This is a genomic window from Pseudomonas sp. MYb541 (assembly GCF_037479595.1).
Lineage (GTDB): Bacteria > Pseudomonadota > Gammaproteobacteria > Pseudomonadales > Pseudomonadaceae > Aquipseudomonas > Aquipseudomonas canadensis.
On the sequence record NZ_JBBGYS010000074.1, the window covers coordinates 1 to 17,745 of the forward strand.

The window sequence follows — 17,745 nt, forward strand, 5'->3', positions numbered from 1 at the left end:
CCCCGTGTGTGCGGGGGGCGCCCCCCGCCCACCACAGAAGCCCGCTCACCACAACCACAGCAGTTAATTCCTACGCCAATCTTCTTTGGTTACAATCACCGCCCTCTTCCACTCTCCCAAGGAACCACCATGTCCGGGCTTGAACTGTTCGCCGCCGCCCTCGGGGTGATTGCCGTGTGGCTGACCGTCAAGCAAAACCCCTGGTGCTGGCCCATCGGCCTGGTGATGGTGTTGCTCTACACCTGGGTGTTTTTCGACGTGAAACTCTATTCCGACATGCTGTTGCAGGTGGTCTATGCCGCCTTGCAAGTCTACGGCTGGTGGCAGTGGACACGTGCCGGCGAGGTCAAGCAAGGGCGCCAGGTCAGCAGCCTCGGCGTGCCAGCGATCATGGCCAGCCTGGCGGTGGGCGCAGTTGGCAGCCTGTTGCTCGGCGCCGCTATGGCGCACTGGACGGATGCCGCCCAGCCCTGGCTCGACGCCGCCCTCACCGGCTTCAGCCTGGTGGCGCAGATGTGGATGGCGCAGAAACGCGTGCAGTGCTGGCCACTGTGGATCGCCGTGGATGTGATCTTCGTCGGACTGTTTCTCTACAAAGGTCTCTATCTCACCGCCGCGCTCTACGCGCTGTTCACCGTGATTGCCGTGCAAGGCTGGCGCGAATGGCGCGCCGACCCGGCGTTGCACGCATGAAGGTGGTGGTACTGGCCGGCCCGGAGTCCAGCGGTAAAAGCTGGCTGGCGGCGCAGTTGCAAGCGCATTTTGGCGGCTTGGTGGTGGATGAATACGTACGCTATTTCATCGATCACCATCAACGCGACACCACTCTGGCCGACATCCCGGCCATCGCCCGTGGCCAACTGGCCTGGGAAGACGCCGCCCGCGCCCAGCAGCCGGGACTGTTGATCCTCGATACCCATCTGCTGACCAACAAGCTCTGGAGCCAGACCCTGTTCGGCGACTACCCGGCCTGGCTCGACAGCGAACTGCTGGCCCGTCATTACGACCTGCACTTGCTGTTGTCACCAGATGATGTGGAATGGACGGCCGACGGCCAGCGCTGCCAGCCGCAACTGGCGGATCGCCAAGCGTTTTTCCAGGAAAGCCTGGCATGGATGCAGCAGCATCAACAGGCAGTCGTGGTGATCAAGGGGAATTGGGAAGAACGCCGAGTCGCGGCCTTCAAGTCCGTAGAAGAATTATTGTAGTGAGCGGGCTTGTCCCGCGCTGGGGGGCGAAGCCGCCCAAAAACCAAACACCGCGGTCTGACTGGCAGACCGCGGTGTTTTTATTGGGGCCGCTACGCAACCCAACGCGGGACAAGCCCGCTCACTACAGCGGTGCTTAGTAGCCCAGGGACAGGCCCGTGTTGCGACGCGGGTCATTCGCGCCATAGAAGCGGTTGTTACCCACCGGCTTACCACCCAGGGACGGCGCACCGACCAGGATCGCCGCCAGGTGGTTGGCATCCTGAGGCCCGGCAAACTTGTGGCCCCAGCTTTCGAGGATCTTCTGGGTGTCCGGGCTCACCGCAAAGGTTTCGAGGTTGGTGGTTTCCGGCATCCATTGCTGGTGGAAACGCGGCGCATCCACGGCTTCCTGGATGTTCATCTTGTAGTCGATGACATTCAGAATGGTCAGCAAGGTCGCGGTAATGATGCGACTGCCACCCGGCGTACCGACCACCATCACGGCCTTGCCATCCTTGGTTACGATGGTCGGGCTCATCGACGACAGCGGCGCCTTGCCTGGAGCGATGGCGTTGGCTTCACCCTGGACCAGACCGTACATGTTCGGCACGCCGACCTTGACGGTGAAGTCGTCCATTTCATCGTTGAGGATCACGCCGGTTTTGCTCGCCATTACGCCCGCACCGAACCAGTCGTTGAGGGTGTAGGTGACCGACACCGCGTTGCCCCACTTGTCGACGATGGAATAGTGGGTGGTGTTATTGCCTTCATGGGGCGACACGCCTGGCTTGATCGCCTGGGAGTCACCGGCTTTTTGCGGTTCGATGGCGTCGCGCAGTTTCGCCGCGTAGTTTTTGTCCAGCAGGTGCTCGATCGGGTTCTTCACGAAGTCCGGGTCGCCGAGGTAGCTGTTGCGGTCCACGTAGGCGTGGCGCATGGCTTCGATCTGGTAGTGCAGGCCCTGGGCCGAGTGATAGCCGAGGTCGGCCATCGGGTAACCTTCGAGGATGTTCATGATCTGGCAGATCACTACGCCGCCGGAGCTTGGAGGCGGTGCCGAGACCACGTGGTAGCCACGGTAGTCGCACTCGATGGGAGCCAGTTCGCGGGTCTTGTACTTGTCGAGGTCAGCCTGGGTGATGATGCCTTTGCCGGCCTGGCTGGAATCGACCAGGGCCTTGGCCACCCAGCCTTTATAGAAACCGTCACTGCCCTTGGCCGAGATTTCCTTGAGGGTCTTGGCCAGGTCTTTCTGCACCAGCTTCTGACCGACCTGCATCGGCTGGCCGTTGTGCAAGAAGATCCCGCGCATGTCCTTGTCTTTTTCGAACTCGCCGGTGGCGGTGTGCAACAGGTCGATATCGCCCTGCTCCAGCTCGAAGCCGTTCTCCGCCAGTTTGATCGCCGGGGCGATGACTTGGGCGCGCTTGAGGGTGCCGTATTTGCTCAGGGCCAGTTCCATGCCCGAGACAGTGCCGGGCACACCAACGGCCAGGTGGCCCTTGGCGCTGAGGCCCTCAATGACATTGCCGTCTTTGTCCAGGTACATGTTGGCGGTGGCCGCCAGCGGGGCTTTCTCGCGGAAGTCGAGGAAGGTCTTGCGCCCGTCCGCCAGTTGCACGGTCATAAAACCACCGCCGCCCAGGTTACCCGCCGCCGGGTACACCACGGCCAGTGCGTAGCCCACGGCCACCGCCGCATCGACCGCATTGCCGCCGGCCTTGAGCACATCCACGCCGACATGAGTTGCCAAATGCTGAGCCGTCACCACCATGCCATTTTCACCGGCCACCGGGGCCTGGGAAGCGGCGTGTACACCACTGACCGTCAACACCAGGGCGGTGGCTATCAAGGTACGGCTGAAGGGTTGGTATTTCATCCATGGCTACTCTAGTTATTGAGACGCACCAAAATAGCCCGTTGCGAATTTAATCCCCAGCGCAATGGCGTTTTTATTACAGAACTTGTCGGCCATAGAACGGACGCGAAAAAGCCCATGCTATATTTCGCGCCCAGACTGTGTTGCAAGGCCCCTTTGACATGGCGATCAAGAAGACCGGCATCCGCGCCCAACAGGCCGACCAGACCCGCGCGCGCATCCTCCAGGCGGCGGTCAAGGTGTTCACCCGCGACGGTTATTCCGGCGGACGCGTCGACACCATCTCGAAGGAAGCCGACTCCAACGACCGCATGCTTTATTACTATTTCGGCAGCAAGGAACACCTGTTCGTCTGCGTGCTGGAGCACATCTACGAGCAATTCAACAAAGCCGAAAGCAAGCTCAAGCTCAACCTCGACGCACCGGAGCAGGCCCTGCGTGACTTGGTGGCGTTTATCTGGAACTACTACGTCAAGCACCCGGAATTCGTGGCGATCCTGAGCATCGAGAACCTGCATCAGGGCAAACATGCCCAGCAGTCTGGCGAGATGCGCAGGTTGTCGGGGGAAGCCGTGGGCGTGCTTAAGCCGATCATCGAAGCCGGCCAGGCCCAGGGCGTGTTTCGCCAGGATGTGGACCTCAAGCACGTGTACTTGATGATTGCTTCGCTGTGCTACTTCTATAACTCCAACCGGCACACGCTGAGTTCGTTTCTTGGGGAAGACCTGTCGGACAAGGGGCAGCAGCTGGATTGGCTGGGGTTTATCAGTGATTTGGTGGTGCGTGGGGTATCTCCCATCCCCCTGTAGAAACGCAATCCAAATGTGGGAGCGGGCTTGCTCGCGAACGCGGAGTGCCAGTCGCTGCAGATGTTGACTGGACAACCGCATTCGCGAGCAAGCCCGCTCCCACAGTTTTTATCGCGCAGTGTCAGTGAGTACCGGGGTTGGCGCGCAGGTGGGCCACCTTCTGTTCCAGACCCTTCCACTGCGGCGCATTTGGCGCGAATTGCCCGCGCAGGTACGCCGCCAAATCCGCCACCTGGCTATTCGACAAACTGTCCTTGAACCCCGGCATATACCCCAGATCCTTGGTCGCCGGCGTGCTGATACCTTGCAAAATCACCTTGATCAAATTATCCGGCTGATCGCTGTGCACATTGGTATTGGTTGCCAACGACGGGCTTACCCCAAACAATTTCGGCCCCAGGCCGTCGGCATGGCAGGCCTTGCATGATCCCTCGAACACCCGCCGGCCATTGGGATTTGGAACGGTAGCGGCAGCGGCCACCTGGGCCTCGGCCGCCGCTTCGCTGTTAAGTGACGCCAGGTACACCGCCATCGCGCGGATATCCGCCTTAGGCAGTTTCGACAACTCACTCACCACCGACCCCATCGGGCCTGCGGCCACGCCGTGGGCGTCGGAATAGCCGGTGCTCAGGTAGGTAAACAATTGGTCTTCGGTCCACGGCGTCGGCGCCTTCGACAGCCCTGTCAACGCTGGCGCCTCCCAGCCATCGACCCTGCCGCCCGCCAGGAACGCCTTACCGCCCTTCTCCGCCCCCATCAGGTTGCGCGGCGAATGGCACGCGGCGCAGTGGCCCAGGCCGTTGACCAGATAATTACCGCGATTCCATTGCTCACCGCGTTCAGGCTGCGGCGTGATTTCACCACGCCGCAAATTCAGGGCATTCCAGCCCGCCATCAACGGCCGCAGATTGAACGGAAAGCTCATCGCATTCGGCGTCGGCGCCTGGCTCACCGGGGCCTGGGACATCAAATAGGCATACAGGGCCTGCATGTCCGCGTCGTTGATATTGCGAAACGCCGTATAGGGAAACGCCGGATACAGATTGCGCCCGTCACGACCAATGCCGTCCCGCATCGCCCGCTCGAACGCCGGGTAGGACCAGGCGCCGATGCCCGTCTGCACATCCGGCGTGATATTGCTGCTGTACAGCGTGCCGAACGGCGTCTGCATCGCCAGCCCACCGGCGTTGGTCGCGCCACCGGGGGCCGTGTGGCACACCGCGCAGTCGCCCACCGCCGCCAACAACCGCCCGCGTTCCAAGGTGGCCTTGGACCAGGTGCCGGCGCTGGGGGGTGCAATTGGCGCGATTTCACTGTGGAACGGCCAGGCCGTCGCCAGCAACGCACCCAACGTGGCGAACAGTGCACCAAACCACCACTTGCGGCGTTTCTCCGGCGACTTGGCAGGCTCGCCCAAGCTGCCCGCGTTCAATGCCGCCAGCACCCGCTCCGGGGTGATCGGCAGTTCGCGAAAACGGATGCCGGTGGCGTCATAGATCGCATTGGCAATCGCCGCCGCACTGGGTACCGACGCCGACTCACCGGCACCCATGGGTGGCTGGTCCTGGCGCGGCATCATCATCACGTCGATCTTTGGCACTTCGGGGAAGGTCAGGATCGGATAACCGCCCCACTCCTTGCTCGCCACCGTCGACTCTTCAAAGGTCACCCGCTCCTTCAACACACGGCTGGTGGACTGGATCACATTGCCGTGGATCTGGTGCTGCACCCCGGCCGGGTTGATCATCATCCCCGAGTCATGCCCGATCACCACGCGGGTCACCGACACATCGCCGGTCTGTTTGTCGATGGCCACATCCGCCACCCACGCCGCCCAGGCCGCACCGAAACCAGGGAATTTGCTATGGATATAGCGCGCATAGGCGAAGCCACGGCCACGCAACAGGTGATCCTCGTTCGCGGTTTGCATCGGCGCCGTGCGCGGCACCCAGTTGGCGCGTTCGGCGGTGGATTTCACCAGGTCGATGGCGCGCTCGTCCTTGAGGTAACGCAGACGGTATTCCACCGGGTCGACGCCGGCGGCGAAAGCCAGTTCGTCGATGTAGGACTCGTGGGCAAAGGTATTAGGCAAGGCCGACACGCCGCGCATCCACGAGGCGCGCACGATGGGCGCCATGTCGTTGATGGTCACGCGCAGGTTGTCGATGTCATAGGGCGGGATCGAGGTGCGGTCGCCCATCTCGAACATCGCCGCCACCGGCTCGACGCGGCCGGTCAGCAACAGCGCCAGGGTCGGCGCGCCATTGGAGGGGTAGCTGGTTTCAAAGTCGTAGGCGGCGATGCTGCCATCGGCGTTGAGGCCGCCGTCGACATCCATCAGTTGCGCGGTGCCCTTTGGCTCCCACAGGTGTTCCTGCTCGCGGGTCAATTGCACGCGCACCGGCTTGCCCACCGCACGGGACAACAGCAAGGCATCGGCGCAGACGTCATCCGCGCAATTGCGCCCATAACAACCGGCGGCCTCCATGCGGATCACATCGATCAGCGCTTCATCGCACTCCAGCAGCCATGCCAGGTCGGCCCTCAGCAGGTGCGGATTCTGGCTGCCTGACCACACCCGGCTGCCGGCTGGCGAATAATCCGCCACGCCGCAGGAGGGGCCGATCGAACCGTGCATCTGGTACGGCCAGAGATAACTGCGAGGCATGCGCTGGCTCGCGCCTGCCAGGGCTTCGTCGACATTGCCCTGGTCAAACACGGTGCGGCGTACGCGGGGATTGTCGCGGATCGCCTGTTCGACATCGCTCATGTCCGGTAACGCGTGGTGCCAGGGTTTCCAGTGCACCTGCAACTCGCTGGCAGCCTTGACGGCCTGCTCTTCACGCAGCGCCACCACGCCGACAAAATCCCGGATCACCACCACCGCAACAATACCGGGGATATGCGCGATGGACGCTTCATCCACACTCAACAGACTGTTGCCGACAAAGTCGCCGCAATCAAGCCCTGCATACGGCGGGCGAATCACCCGGCCATGCAGCATGCCCGGCACGCGCATGTCATGCACATACGTCAGCTCGCCAGTGGCTTTGCCGGGGATGTCCACCCGAGCGGCGCCCTTGCCCACCAGGCGATAGTCCTCGATGGCCTTCAGGGGTGCATCACCGCTGATGCGCAGTTGATCATGCTGGCCGCTGACCAGTTCGGCATATGTCGTGGAGCGCCCATCTGCCGCGTGAATGACGCCGGCGTCGACCTTCAGACTGGCCGTGCTCACACCCAGGCGCCCCGCCGCCCGCGCCAACAGGAACCGCCGCGCTTCGGCTGCGGCATTACGCAGGGGCACTGCGGATATCTGCAAAGTTGCGCTGGCGATGGTCGCCCCTTGGTTGGGCACACGCTCGGTGTCGCCGAGCACCATCTTCACCTGCTCCATCGCCAGGTCGAGCTCTTCGGCGACGATCTGCGCCAACGACGTGCGAATGCCGGTGCCCAGGTCCACATGGCCATTGAACGCGTACACCAGACCATCATCGTTTACCGCAATAAACAGCCCAAGTTCCTTGGGTTTCACAGTGGGCGTGCCGCCCTTGGCCACCGGCCCCGAAGGCGGCAACACATCATCGACGATCAACAAAACGCCAGCCTTGGCCAGCCACTGGTCACGGTTAAGGGGGGTGTCGGTCATGGTCATCAATCCACGGTCATCAGGCGGGCCGCACGCAACACGGCGCGCAGGATTTCGATATGGGTGCCGCAACGGCAGAGGTTGCCCGACAGCTCGTTGCGCACCTCGGCTTCGCTGGGGTTGGGGTTACGGTCGAGCAAGGCCTTGGTGGTCATGATCATGCCGTTGAGGCAGTAGCCACATTGCGCGGCCTGCTCGTCGATAAAGGCTTGTTGCACCGGGTGCGGCGCCTGGCGCGTGCCCAGGCCTTCCAGAGTGACAATCTCGCGGCCTGCGGCACCCGACAACGGAAACACACAGGAACGGGCCGCCACCCCATCGATGATCACGGTGCACGCACCGCACTCCCCCAGGCCGCAGCCGTATTTGGGGCCATTGAGTTCCAGGTCATTGCGCAGCACCAGCAACAGCGGTGTGTCCGCCATGGCGCTGACGTCGCTTTTTTGCCCATTGACCTCAAGCGTTACCGTGATGTGCTGGCTGATCATTCGCTTCGCCCGTAACAGTTGGTGAAGTAGGCACTACATCAAACAGTCAAAAAAAAGCGTCGTGGACCTGGGGTCTCACGACACACTTGACGGATGAAGTGGCTACTACATGAACTCAAAGCAAAAGCGGTGCCAGAAGGCGGATAGATACCCTGTGGTGAGCGGGCTTGCCCCGCGCTGGGTGGCGCAGCCGCCCCAATAATGCCACTGAGTTCTTCCAGATGAATTGCGGTGTCTGGTTTCAGGGGCGCTTCGCGCCCCAGCGCGGGGCAAGCCCGCTCACCACAATTATTCCTGCGGGTCGTCGATCATCTTGCGCAACAGGAACAGCACCGCAACCCGTTCGGCCGGGTTGAGATTGCTCAGGGTCAATTCGCTGATCTGCGCGGCGCGCGGCGCAGTCTGGGCGACCAGTTCGGCGCCTGCCGGGGACAGGTCGACCACCACTTTGCGCTTGTCCTGCGGGTCCGGTTCCAGGCTGATCAGTTCCTTGGCCTTGAGTCGCTCGACGATGCCGCGAATGGTCGCCTGGTCCACGGCCGTCGCCTTGACCAGCTCGGTCAGCGAACTTGCACCGTGATCGCGCAACGCGCACAGGGTGACGAACTGCACGGCGGTGAGCTGGGAGTCGCCGACATTCTGCTGAAAGATCGCCAAGTGGCGCTGGTAGGCCTTGCGCAACAGGTGGCCGACTTGTTCAGAAAAGACGTAGGAATCTGGCACGGCGGGGCTCGGTGGGTGGTTAAGGTGGGGAGGCATGATACTCCATCCCCACACCGATGATCAGCGTGCGAGGGAGGCTGGCGGCGCAACCACATCACCGGCGATGACCACCGCCTCATCATCCAGGTACACGTCGCAATTACGCAGCGGAATATCCATATGGCACGGCGTCTTGCGCGTCCCGCCCACTTCGGTATTCGGCCCGGTGGAGAACAGGAAATTGCCATAGAACGCCCGTGCGTCCATGCACATGCCGTCGTTCTTGTCGTGCAGGCCCATCGCCGTCCACTGCGCCCGTGGCTGCAGGCCCCAGCCGATATGGGAGATGCCGTACACCTCAGGGTCGTTGAAGTACTTCATGTAGTCACGCAGGTACTCGGCCTCGAATCCCCCGTGGATCTTGGTGATGAAGCCCTTCTCGATCTCCAGGGTGATCTTCTCGCGGGTGTAGGTCTTGAACGGCAGCAGGATGTCGCCGATGTCCAGCACCAGCGCGCCTTCGGCGGTTTCTTCGTTGGGCCAGGAGAACAGGAAACCACTCGGCCAATGATCCCAGCGCCCCGGCTCATCGGCAAAACCGTATTCGGTCACCGACGGGTACTGCCCCAAGGCGGCGCGGAAGTCACTGCCGGCACGGGATTTCACCTGGATCGAACGGGCCTTTTTCAGCAACTGCTCGGCCGCCAGCACGCGCACTTTGTCTTCTTCGGTCGGCAGCATGCGCGCCAGCACTTCCGGCGGCTCCACCGCCAGCAGAATGCGCGTGCCGGTCTTGAGGATCTGCTCCTGCTCCGGCGAGTGCAGCAGCATCATGGTGTCGACGATCAGGTCGGCGGCCTCCAGGGCACGCTGGGCGGCGATATTGCCGGTAAGCGCGGTGTCGCCGCAGTAGGCGGTCATGTCGTTGCCCATCGCCCTGGGATGGTTGAACGACGGCAACTCCACCGCATACACCTTGGCCCCCAGGCGCTGCGCAGCATCCATCGCGGCACGCACGGTGCGCGGGTCGGAGTAATGGCTCTTGAGCACGGCAACGCTCTGGGTCGGGTCGACCTTGGACAGCGTCAACACGTGTTCAAACATCTGGGTCAGTTCGCAATCGCTTACCGGCATTTTCCTGTCTCCTGTGGGCCTGCACCAAGTTCAGGCACTGCGCTTCACTCTAGTGCACTTTTATAGCGTATACGCCATTTCATAACGATAAGACCCGAATTAGCGGCAGACTGCAAGCGGCGCACAAAAACGTTACCTATCGAAACAAACCCAGCATTTATTAATCACAACACGTTACACAGGACAAATACGGCAAAAAAATAAATTTGCAAACACAGGCTTCCCATTTCAAAAAATGAGCGTATACACTTTAAAAACCTTGCGGACAGACACCGCCAAAATCAAAAAGAGAGAGGAACACGCCCCATGGGAAGCACTCAGAAAATCGCCATCGTCGGCGCAGGCCTGGGCGGTGCCGCCGCGGCCACCCTGTTGCAGCAAGCTGGCTTCGACGTGGATGTCTACGAACAGGCGCCGGAGTTTTCCCGATTGGGCGCAGGGATCCACATGGGCCCCAACATCATGAAAATCTTCCGCCGCATGGGCATCGAAAAGCAGCTGGACCTGATGGGTTCGCACCCCGAGCATTGGTTCAGCCGTTGCGGCGAAAGCGGCGACTACCTGTCACGCATCCCGCTCACCGGCTACGGCGCTTCCTACATCACCGTGCACCGTGGCGACCTGCATGCGCTGCAGATGTCCACCCTCAAGCCCGGCACCCTGCACTTCAACAAGCGCCTGGAAACCCTTGAAGAAACCGACACCCAAGTGCGCCTGACCTTCGCTGACGGCCAGGTGACCTACGCCGACATCGTGATCGGCGCCGACGGCATCAACTCCAAGATCCGCGAAGAACTGCTCGGCGTGGAAAAACCGCTGTACAGCGGCTGGGTCGCGCACCGTGCGCTGATCCGGGGTGACCAACTCGCCAAGTACGACCTGAAGTTCGAAGACTGCATCAAGTGGTGGACCGAAGACCGCCACATGATGGTCTACTACACCACCGGCAAGCGCGACGAGTACTACTACGTGACCGGTGTGCCCCATGCCGAATGGGACTTCCAGGGCGCGTTCGTCGACAGCAGCCGCGAAGAGATGTTCGACGCCTTCAAGGGCTACCACCCCACCGTCCAGGCCCTGATCGAATCCACTGAAAGCGTGACCAAATGGCCGCTGCGCAACCGCAACCCGCTGCCGTTGTGGAGCCGTGGCCGCCTGGTACTCCTCGGCGATGCCTGCCACCCGATGAAACCGCACATGGCCCAAGGCGCCGGCATGGCCATCGAAGACGCCGCCATGCTCACCCGCTGCCTGCAGGAAACCGGCATCAGCGACTACCGCACCGCCTTCCAGCTCTACGAAGTCAACCGCAAGGAACGCGCATCCCGCGTGCAGGCCGTGTCCAACGCCAACACCTGGCTGCGCACCCAGGAAGATCCGGCCTGGGTCTACGGCTATGACCTGTACGCCCAGGAACTGAAATCAGGAGTGGCCGCGTGAGCACTTTTCTCTATGGCGGCAACGTGCAGGCCAACGGCATTCGCCAACACTACTTGCGTTACGGCGGCAAAGGCCCGGCGCTGATCCTGATCCCCGGCATCACCAGCCCGGCCATCACCTGGGGCTTTGTCGCCGAGCGCCTCGGCGCGCAGTTCGACACCTATGTGCTGGATGTGCGCGGTCGCGGCCTGTCTTCGACCGGTCCCGAACTGAACTACAGCGCGGACACCTGCGCCGAGGACATCGCTGCCTTTGCCAACGCATTGAACCTGGACAGCTACCACCTGATGGGCCACTCCATGGGTGCACGCTTTGCCGTGCGCAGTGCAGTCAAACACCCTCAAGGCGTGAAGCGCGTGGTGCTGATCGACCCACCGGTCTCCGGCCCGGGCCGACGCGAATACCCGAGCAAGCTGCCGTGGTACGTCGACTCCATCCGCCAGTCCCTGGTCGGCATGGACGCGGAGGCGATGCGCGCCTTCTGCGCCACCTGGACCCAGGAACAACTGCAACTGCGCGCCGAATGGCTGCACACCTGCTACGAGCCCGCCATCGTGCGTGCCTTCAACGACTTCCACGAAGTGGATTTCCATCAGGACCTGCCCCACCTCAAGGCCCCAGCCCTGTTGATGGTGGCCGGGCGCGGCGGCGTGATCCTCGATGAGGACATTGCCGAGATTCAGGCGCTGCAACCGAGCATCCAAGTCGCCCGCGTGCCGAACGCCGGCCATATGATCCCGTGGGATGACCTCGACGGCTTCTTCATCGCCCTCGGCGACTTCCTCACACAATAAGAATGGAGACCACTATGCAGAAGCCTTACCGCATCGGCCAGATCGTGCCGAGTTCCAACACCACCATGGAAACCGAGATCCCGGCGATGCTCACCGCACGCCAGGCGATTCGCCCCGAGCGCTTCACCTTTCACTCCAGCCGCATGCGCATGAAGCAAGTGCGCAAGGAAGAACTGGCGGCCATGGACGGCGAATCCGACCGTTGCGCCGTCGAGCTGTCCGACGCCAAGGTCGATGTGCTGGGTTATGCGTGCCTGGTGGCGATCATGGCCATGGGCTTGGGCTACCACCGCAACTCCGAACAGCGCTTGCGCAAAGCTACTGCCGACAACGACGCCAACGCGCCCGTGATCACCAGCGCCGGCGCGTTGATCGAAGGCCTGAAAGTGATGGGCGCCAAGCGCATCGCCATCGTCGCGCCGTACATGAAACCGCTGACTGAGTTGGTGGTGAACTACATCCGTGAAGAAGGCTTTGAAGTCGTCGATTGGCGCGCCCTGGAGATCCCCGACAACCTTGAAGTAGCCCGCCACGACCCGGCCAACCTGCCAGCCATCGTCGCCGGCATGAACCTGGAAGGCGTCGACGTGATCGTGCTGTCGGCCTGCGTGCAGATGCAGTCGCTGCCGGTAGTGGCCAAGGTCGAGGCACAAACCGGCAAACCGGTGCTGACCGCCGCCATTGCCACCACCTACGCGATGCTTAAGGCATTGGACCTGGAGCCCGTCGTGCCCGGCGCCGGCGCCCTGCTTTCCGGTGCCTACTGAGGGGGTTGAAAGATGAGTGAACAATCCGCCGACGCCAACTACCAAGGCGTATGGGGCAACCGCATCGGCTTTGGCAAAAAGGCCGCCCTGCTGATGATCGACTTCATGCAGGGCTACACCACCGAAGGCGCGCCGCTGTTCGCGCCCGGCGTGGTCACGGCCGTGGCGCAAAGCGTCGAGCTGCTCGCCACCGCACGCCAACACGGGATTGCGGTAGTCCACACCAATATCCGCTACCATCCCGGCCATTTCGTCGATGGCGGGATCTGGGTGAAAAAAGCCCCGGTGATGAAGGACATGGTCGAAGGCAACCCACTCGCGGCGTTCTGCGCCGAGGTGCTGCCACTGGCCGAGGAAGTCGTCATTACCAAACAGTATGCCAGTGCGTTTTTCGGCAGCAGCCTGGCGCCGATGCTGCATGCCCAGGGCATCGACACCGTCGTGCTGGCCGGCTGTTCCACCAGCGGCTGCATCCGCGCCACGGCGGTGGATGCGGTGCAGCACGGGTTTCGCACCATCGTCGTGCGCGAATGCGTCGGCGATCGACACCCGGCGCCCCATGAGGCCAACCTGTTCGATATCGACAGCAAGTATGGCGACGTGGTGAGCAAGCAGGAGGCAATGCGCAAATTCAAGGAGCAATAAGACGTTACTAAGAACTGCGCCATAGAGCGCGGTCTTGAACAAACTGAGGCCCGGCCTTGGAACACATTCAAATGTGGAAACCGATCCCTGTGGGAGCCGGGCTTGCCCGCGATGCAGACGCTGCGGTGTAACAGTGACACCGCGCCGATGCTATCGCAGGCAAGCCAGCTCCCACATAAGCCCGGCGTCCATATGGATCGTGTCCAGCCGCCGCCCTCAGTCTTCTGACACTGCCTTTGGAAGTCGCTTCTACAGCACTCCGAAGTGCTGGAACAAAAGCGGCTGTATAAAAACCATAAGTCACCGCCAGGAGACACCCAATGCCCATTGCGAATGCAGCGCCCGCGACCACGGTCGCAGACCCCGTCAACACGCTTTACCACAAGATCACCTGGAAGCTGATTCCCTTCTTGTGCTTCTGCTACCTGGCCGCCTACCTGGACCGCATCAACATCGGCTTCGCCAAGTTGCAGATGCTCGACCAGTTGCAGTTCAGCGAAACCGCGTTCGGCCTCGGCGCAGGGCTGTTCTTTGTCGGCTATATCATCTTTGAGGTCCCAAGCAACCTGGTTCTGGAGCGGGTCGGCGCGAAGATCTGGATCGCGCGGATCATGATCACTTGGGGCCTGCTCTCTGCCTGCACCATGCTGGTCACCTCCACGACCCAGTTCTATATCCTGCGTTTCCTGCTCGGCGCCGCCGAGGCGGGCTTTCTGCCGGGCGTGCTGTACTACCTGACCACCTGGTTTCCCACCCACCGACGCGGGCGCATCATTGCGTTGTTCATGATCGGCCTGCCGCTCTCCAGCGTGATCGGCGGCCCGCTGTCCGGCTGGATCATGGGCCACTTCGATCATATGGGTGGCCTGCGTGGCTGGCAGTGGCTGTTCCTGATCGAAGCGGTGCCCAGCGTGTTGCTGGGCGTGCTGACCTTCTGGGCCTTGCCCAACACCTACCAGCAAGCCAAATGGCTGTCGGACGAGGAAAAAGCCCTGCTGGAAACCGAATTGCGCAAGGACGACGCCGACGGCGCCGCCAGCAAACACAGCTTCCGTGACGGTTTCTTCAACCTCAAGGTCTGGATGCTTGGCGGTATCGACTTCTCGATCCTGCTCAGCGCCTACGCCATGGGCTTCTGGATGCCGACGTTCATCCGCAACGCCGGAGTCACCGACACCTTCCATATCGGCGTGCTCACTGCACTACCGAGCGTCGCCGCCCTGCTCGGCATGCTGCTGATCGGCGCCAGCTCCGACAAGCACCGCGAACGCCGCTGGCACATCATCGTGCCGTTTTTCATCGGCGCGGCGGCCATGGCCACCAGCACGTTCTTCACCCATAACGTGGCGGCCACGGTAGCGCTGTTTGCGATTGCTTCGGCGGCGATCATCGGCGCGGTGCCGGTGTTCTTCAGCCTGCCGGCGACCTTTCTCAAAGGCACCGCGGCGGCCACCGGCTTTGCTTTGGCCTGTTCGGTGGCGAATATCGCAGGCTTGGTGAGCAACTCGTTGATGGGCGTTGCGATCGACGTCACAGGCAGCAGCGCGGGTGCCTTGTGGTTTTTCGCCGGCTGCCTGATCCTCAGCAGCTTCCTGGTCATCGCCTTGCCGGCGAAACTGGTGAACCGTTAACAACAATAATTTTTCGGATGAATCACCATGCAAGGTTTCCTGAAAAGCTGCGCACTGCTTGTTGCCCTAGGCCTGTGTGCCGGCACCGCCCAGGCCACGGAGAAAGTCATTTTTGATACCGACTTCAACGTGCTCAACGATGACGGCCAGGCCTTCATCATGCTCGCCCAGCTCCACGCGCAAAAACGCATCGAACTGCTGGGCATGACCCTGGTCAGCGGCAACGCCTGGGTCGACCAGGAGCAGGTCGATGCGCTCAAGGCCGTGGAACGCATGGGCGTGGAGAAAGAGGTCGGCGTCTACTCCGGCGCCGCCTACCCGCTGCTGCATGACTACGCCACCTACGAGGCGGAAAAGGCGTTGTTCGGTTCCGGCTGGCCGGGGGCATTCAAGAACCCCCGCCCTACTTCGCCCAAGCAGTTGATCGCGCCACCTGATGGCCTGGCGACGCACACCCGATTGCGCAAGGAAACCGCCGCGCAGTTCATCGTCGACAGCGTGCGCGCCAACCCGCATCAGGTAACGATTCTGGCCGTCGGGCCGCTGACCAACATCGCCCTGGCGATTCGTTCGGCGCCGGACATCGTGCCGCTGATCAAGCGCATTGTGTACATGGGCGGTGCCCTGGAGATTCCGGGCAACACCACGCCAGCGGCGGAATTCAACTGGTGGTTCGACCCGGAGGCCGCGAAGATCGTGTTGCGCTCGCCGATCGAACACGTGATTTTCCCCAATGATGTGTGCGAGAAAGTCACCTTCGACAAAACGGTGTACCAGCGCGTGATTGCCCAGAAAGGCGCGATTGCCGATCTGTACAAGCACGAGTTCGGCCCCTTGTTCGACAAGGACCCGAGCTACCACAGCTTTACCTGGGACAGCTTGCCGGCGCTGTACCTGGTCAACCCGGACATCGTCACCGAGTCCCGGGATCTGTGGGTGGATGTGGATGCCACCTTTGGCGCCGACTACGGCCGCGCACTGGGCTACCAGAAAGGCGCACCTGTAGGCACGCAAAAAGCCAAGGTGGTGTTCGGCGTAGACCAGAAGAAATTCTGGGATGGCTACGTCAACCTGGTGACCTTGCCAACGCCAGTCAAGCACTGACCGGCCAAGCGCTCCCACACAAGGTGGGAGCGCTTTTTCTGCCTCAACCCGCCAGCGCGAACCCGGGATGGGTTGCCGCGGTTGCCGGAGGTGATGTATTGCCTTTGGGTTTGGCCGAATACGGCGAATCCGATTGCCAGGAAGGCTTATGATTTGATTCGGGGGAGTCGGGGGTTGTGATTGGGGGCATATCCGTTATTTGGGTGATGGCGGGTATTGGTTCCGCCCTTACGGCGGGTCACTTTGGAAAAGCCTGTATGGACCGGACACATGGTGGACGGGTGTACGGGGACATGGTGGACACTTTTCGGCGAGCCAACTTCGCCGGAAAGCCATCATGCCCTGGAACACGAGAGACACCATGAGCCTGAAAGAAGAGTTTATTGCCTTAGCACGGCAACCCGGCAGTAATAAACGAGAGCTATGCCGGCGATTCGGCATCAGTCCGCAAACGGCCTATAAGTGGCTCAAACGCTACGACGCGCACGGTCAGCCAGGGCTGCAAGAGAGATCTCGCAAACCGGCCACCAGTCCCAAACTGACCACCGCAGCTTTGGAAGCGCAGGTCATAGCACTCAGGCAAGACCATCCAGCATGGGGTGGACGCACAATCAGCAGCCTCTTGAACAAGCAGATCGCTCCCAGCACCGTCACCAATGTCCTGCACCGGCACGGTCTGATTCAGCCTTCTCAGAAGGAACAAGAGGCAAAGCTGAGATTTGAGCACGATGCGCCTAACGATCTTTGGCAGATGGATTTCAAAGGGCATTTTCCTACGCAAGAAAGCCGATGCCATCCGCTGACCATGCTGGACGACCATTCACGATTCAATTTGGCAATTCAGGCCTGTGACAACGAGCGTGGAGCTACGGTGAAGGAGAAGATGATCGAGGTATTCCAGCGCTTCGGATTACCGGCTCGCATCAACGTTGATAACGGCCCGCCATGGGGCTCGCCACGCAACCCTGGTGAAATCACAGAGCTAAGTATCTGGTTGATTCGCCTAGGAATTCGGATCAGCTTCAGCCGTCCTTACCATCCTCAAACAAATGGAAAAATCGAACGTTTCCACCGCTCACTCAAGGCCGAAGTGCTTGAAGGGCGTCATTTTTCCACTACCAAGGAGGCTCAAAAAGCGTTTGATCAATGGCGTGAGATTTATAACCTGCAACGTCCTCATCAAGCGTTGGATTACAAGGTACCTATGGACCGGTATCGCTCCAGCCCCTGGATTTATCCGCAGCAGTTATCGGAGTTTGAATACGGTCCGGATGATGTGCTGGCTAAGGCTTATCACAGTCGTTTTCGCTTTCAGAAACGCTATTTCAGCATTGCCAAGGGTTTGGCTGGGCTTCACATCGCGATACGGCCTAACCCTGAAAGTGATGGCCTTTTTGATGTCTACTTCTGTCATCACTTCCTACGAACGATCGACGTGAGCAAACCTGACTATGGTCCATAATGTGTCAACCATGTACCCGCACATGTGTCCACCATGTGTCCGGTCCATACA

At 61.2% G+C, this 17,745-nt stretch carries 15 protein-coding genes and 1 pseudogene; 11 read left to right on the forward strand and 5 right to left on the reverse strand.

Annotation, left to right across the window (positions count from 1 at the left end; all coding sequences use genetic code 11):
* Positions 1-129: 129 nt before the first annotated feature.
* Both pnuC and WH299_RS29100 read left to right on the forward strand, forming a co-directional pair.
* Positions 130-693, forward strand: coding sequence for a nicotinamide riboside transporter PnuC (gene pnuC, locus WH299_RS29095; RefSeq protein ID WP_016977988.1), 564 nt, complete (start codon positions 130-132; stop codon positions 691-693).
* Complete coding sequence (locus WH299_RS29100) at positions 690-1,208, forward strand: AAA family ATPase (protein WP_126570361.1); 519 nt, start codon at positions 690-692, stop codon at positions 1,206-1,208. The genes pnuC and WH299_RS29100 overlap by 4 nt, the downstream gene beginning before the upstream one ends.
* 136 nt (positions 1,209-1,344) lie before the next feature.
* Here WH299_RS29100 and ggt read toward each other — a convergent pair whose 3' ends face one another.
* A complete protein-coding gene (gene ggt / locus WH299_RS29105; RefSeq protein ID WP_095016062.1) occupies positions 1,345-3,069 on the reverse strand; it encodes a gamma-glutamyltransferase in 1,725 nt (574 codons plus the stop codon).
* A 161-nt stretch (positions 3,070-3,230) separates the two neighbouring features.
* Between ggt and WH299_RS29110 the strand changes: the two genes are divergently transcribed.
* Positions 3,231-3,878, forward strand: coding sequence for a TetR/AcrR family transcriptional regulator (locus WH299_RS29110; RefSeq protein ID WP_339551978.1), 648 nt, complete (start codon positions 3,231-3,233; stop codon positions 3,876-3,878).
* A 121-nt stretch (positions 3,879-3,999) separates the two neighbouring features.
* On the opposite strand, the gene WH299_RS29115 is transcribed toward WH299_RS29110, so the two are convergent.
* The 4 genes from WH299_RS29115 to WH299_RS29130 all read right to left on the reverse strand — a co-directional run bounded on the left by WH299_RS29115 (position 4,000) and on the right by WH299_RS29130 (position 9,851).
* Positions 4,000-7,527: a molybdopterin cofactor-binding domain-containing protein gene (locus WH299_RS29115; protein ID WP_339551979.1), complete on the reverse strand. Its 3,528-nt coding sequence runs from the start codon at positions 7,525-7,527 to the stop codon at positions 4,000-4,002.
* Between the two features lie 5 nt (positions 7,528-7,532).
* Positions 7,533-8,015, reverse strand: a complete 483-nt coding sequence (locus WH299_RS29120; RefSeq protein ID WP_028616030.1) for a (2Fe-2S)-binding protein — start codon at positions 8,013-8,015, stop codon at positions 7,533-7,535.
* Between the two features lie 288 nt (positions 8,016-8,303).
* On the reverse strand, positions 8,304-8,738 hold the full coding sequence (locus WH299_RS29125) for a MarR family winged helix-turn-helix transcriptional regulator (protein ID WP_016977981.1): 435 nt from the start codon (positions 8,736-8,738) through the stop codon (positions 8,304-8,306).
* 60 nt (positions 8,739-8,798) lie between these two features.
* A complete protein-coding gene (locus WH299_RS29130) occupies positions 8,799-9,851 on the reverse strand; it encodes a 2,5-dihydroxypyridine 5,6-dioxygenase (RefSeq protein WP_339551980.1) in 1,053 nt (350 codons plus the stop codon).
* A gap of 306 nt (positions 9,852-10,157) precedes the next feature.
* On the opposite strand from WH299_RS29130, the gene WH299_RS29135 reads away from it, so the two are divergent.
* The 8 genes and pseudogenes from WH299_RS29135 (at position 10,158) to WH299_RS29170 (ending at position 17,694) form a co-directional block, all read left to right on the forward strand.
* Positions 10,158-11,291, forward strand: a complete 1,134-nt coding sequence (locus WH299_RS29135; RefSeq protein ID WP_122726806.1) for an FAD-dependent monooxygenase — start codon at positions 10,158-10,160, stop codon at positions 11,289-11,291.
* On the forward strand, positions 11,288-12,085 hold the full coding sequence (locus tag WH299_RS29140; RefSeq protein ID WP_339551981.1) for an alpha/beta fold hydrolase: 798 nt from the start codon (positions 11,288-11,290) through the stop codon (positions 12,083-12,085). The genes WH299_RS29135 and WH299_RS29140 overlap by 4 nt, the downstream gene beginning before the upstream one ends.
* 14 nt (positions 12,086-12,099) lie before the next feature.
* Positions 12,100-12,852 carry a maleate cis-trans isomerase family protein gene (locus tag WH299_RS29145; protein ID WP_339551982.1) on the forward strand — a complete coding sequence of 251 codons (753 nt, stop codon included), beginning with the start codon at positions 12,100-12,102 and terminating at the stop codon, positions 12,850-12,852.
* Between the two features lie 12 nt (positions 12,853-12,864).
* Positions 12,865-13,497: an N-carbamoylsarcosine amidohydrolase gene (locus tag WH299_RS29150; RefSeq protein ID WP_339497451.1), complete on the forward strand. Its 633-nt coding sequence runs from the start codon at positions 12,865-12,867 to the stop codon at positions 13,495-13,497.
* Positions 13,498-13,817: 320 nt separating this feature from the next.
* Entirely contained in the window at positions 13,818-15,128 is a 1,311-nt protein-coding gene (locus tag WH299_RS29155; RefSeq protein ID WP_177062442.1) for an MFS transporter, read from the forward strand.
* Positions 15,129-15,155: 27 nt separating this feature from the next.
* Positions 15,156-16,232 carry a nucleoside hydrolase gene (locus tag WH299_RS29160; protein ID WP_339551983.1) on the forward strand — a complete coding sequence of 359 codons (1,077 nt, stop codon included), beginning with the start codon at positions 15,156-15,158 and terminating at the stop codon, positions 16,230-16,232.
* Positions 16,233-16,298: 66 nt separating this feature from the next.
* A pseudogene (locus tag WH299_RS29165) lies at positions 16,299-16,412 on the forward strand (LysR substrate-binding domain-containing protein); the annotation flags it as partial.
* Positions 16,413-16,569: 157 nt separating this feature from the next.
* Positions 16,570-17,694 (forward strand): IS481 family transposase, encoded by a 1,125-nt coding sequence (locus WH299_RS29170; RefSeq protein ID WP_339551984.1) that lies wholly within the window; start codon positions 16,570-16,572, stop codon positions 17,692-17,694.
* Positions 17,695-17,745: the final 51 nt, after the last annotated feature.

Coding starts and splice junctions, on each gene's coding strand:
- WH299_RS29155 (WP_177062442.1), top strand. CDS start 13,818: ATGCCCATTGCGAATGCAGCGCCCGCGACCACGGTCGCAGACCCCGTC.
- WH299_RS29100 (WP_126570361.1), top strand. CDS start 690: ATGAAGGTGGTGGTACTGGCCGGCCCGGAGTCCAGCGGTAAAAGCTGG.
- WH299_RS29115 (WP_339551979.1), bottom strand. CDS start 7,527: ATGACCGACACCCCCCTTAACCGTGACCAGTGGCTGGCCAAGGCTGGC.
- WH299_RS29160 (WP_339551983.1), top strand. CDS start 15,156: ATGCAAGGTTTCCTGAAAAGCTGCGCACTGCTTGTTGCCCTAGGCCTG.
- ggt (WP_095016062.1), bottom strand. CDS start 3,069: ATGAAATACCAACCCTTCAGCCGTACCTTGATAGCCACCGCCCTGGTG.
- WH299_RS29130 (WP_339551980.1), bottom strand. CDS start 9,851: ATGCCGGTAAGCGATTGCGAACTGACCCAGATGTTTGAACACGTGTTG.
- WH299_RS29150 (WP_339497451.1), top strand. CDS start 12,865: ATGAGTGAACAATCCGCCGACGCCAACTACCAAGGCGTATGGGGCAAC.
- WH299_RS29135 (WP_122726806.1), top strand. CDS start 10,158: ATGGGAAGCACTCAGAAAATCGCCATCGTCGGCGCAGGCCTGGGCGGT.
- WH299_RS29170 (WP_339551984.1), top strand. CDS start 16,570: ATGCCCTGGAACACGAGAGACACCATGAGCCTGAAAGAAGAGTTTATT.
- pnuC (WP_016977988.1), top strand. CDS start 130: ATGTCCGGGCTTGAACTGTTCGCCGCCGCCCTCGGGGTGATTGCCGTG.
- WH299_RS29110 (WP_339551978.1), top strand. CDS start 3,231: ATGGCGATCAAGAAGACCGGCATCCGCGCCCAACAGGCCGACCAGACC.
- WH299_RS29120 (WP_028616030.1), bottom strand. CDS start 8,015: ATGATCAGCCAGCACATCACGGTAACGCTTGAGGTCAATGGGCAAAAA.
- WH299_RS29145 (WP_339551982.1), top strand. CDS start 12,100: ATGCAGAAGCCTTACCGCATCGGCCAGATCGTGCCGAGTTCCAACACC.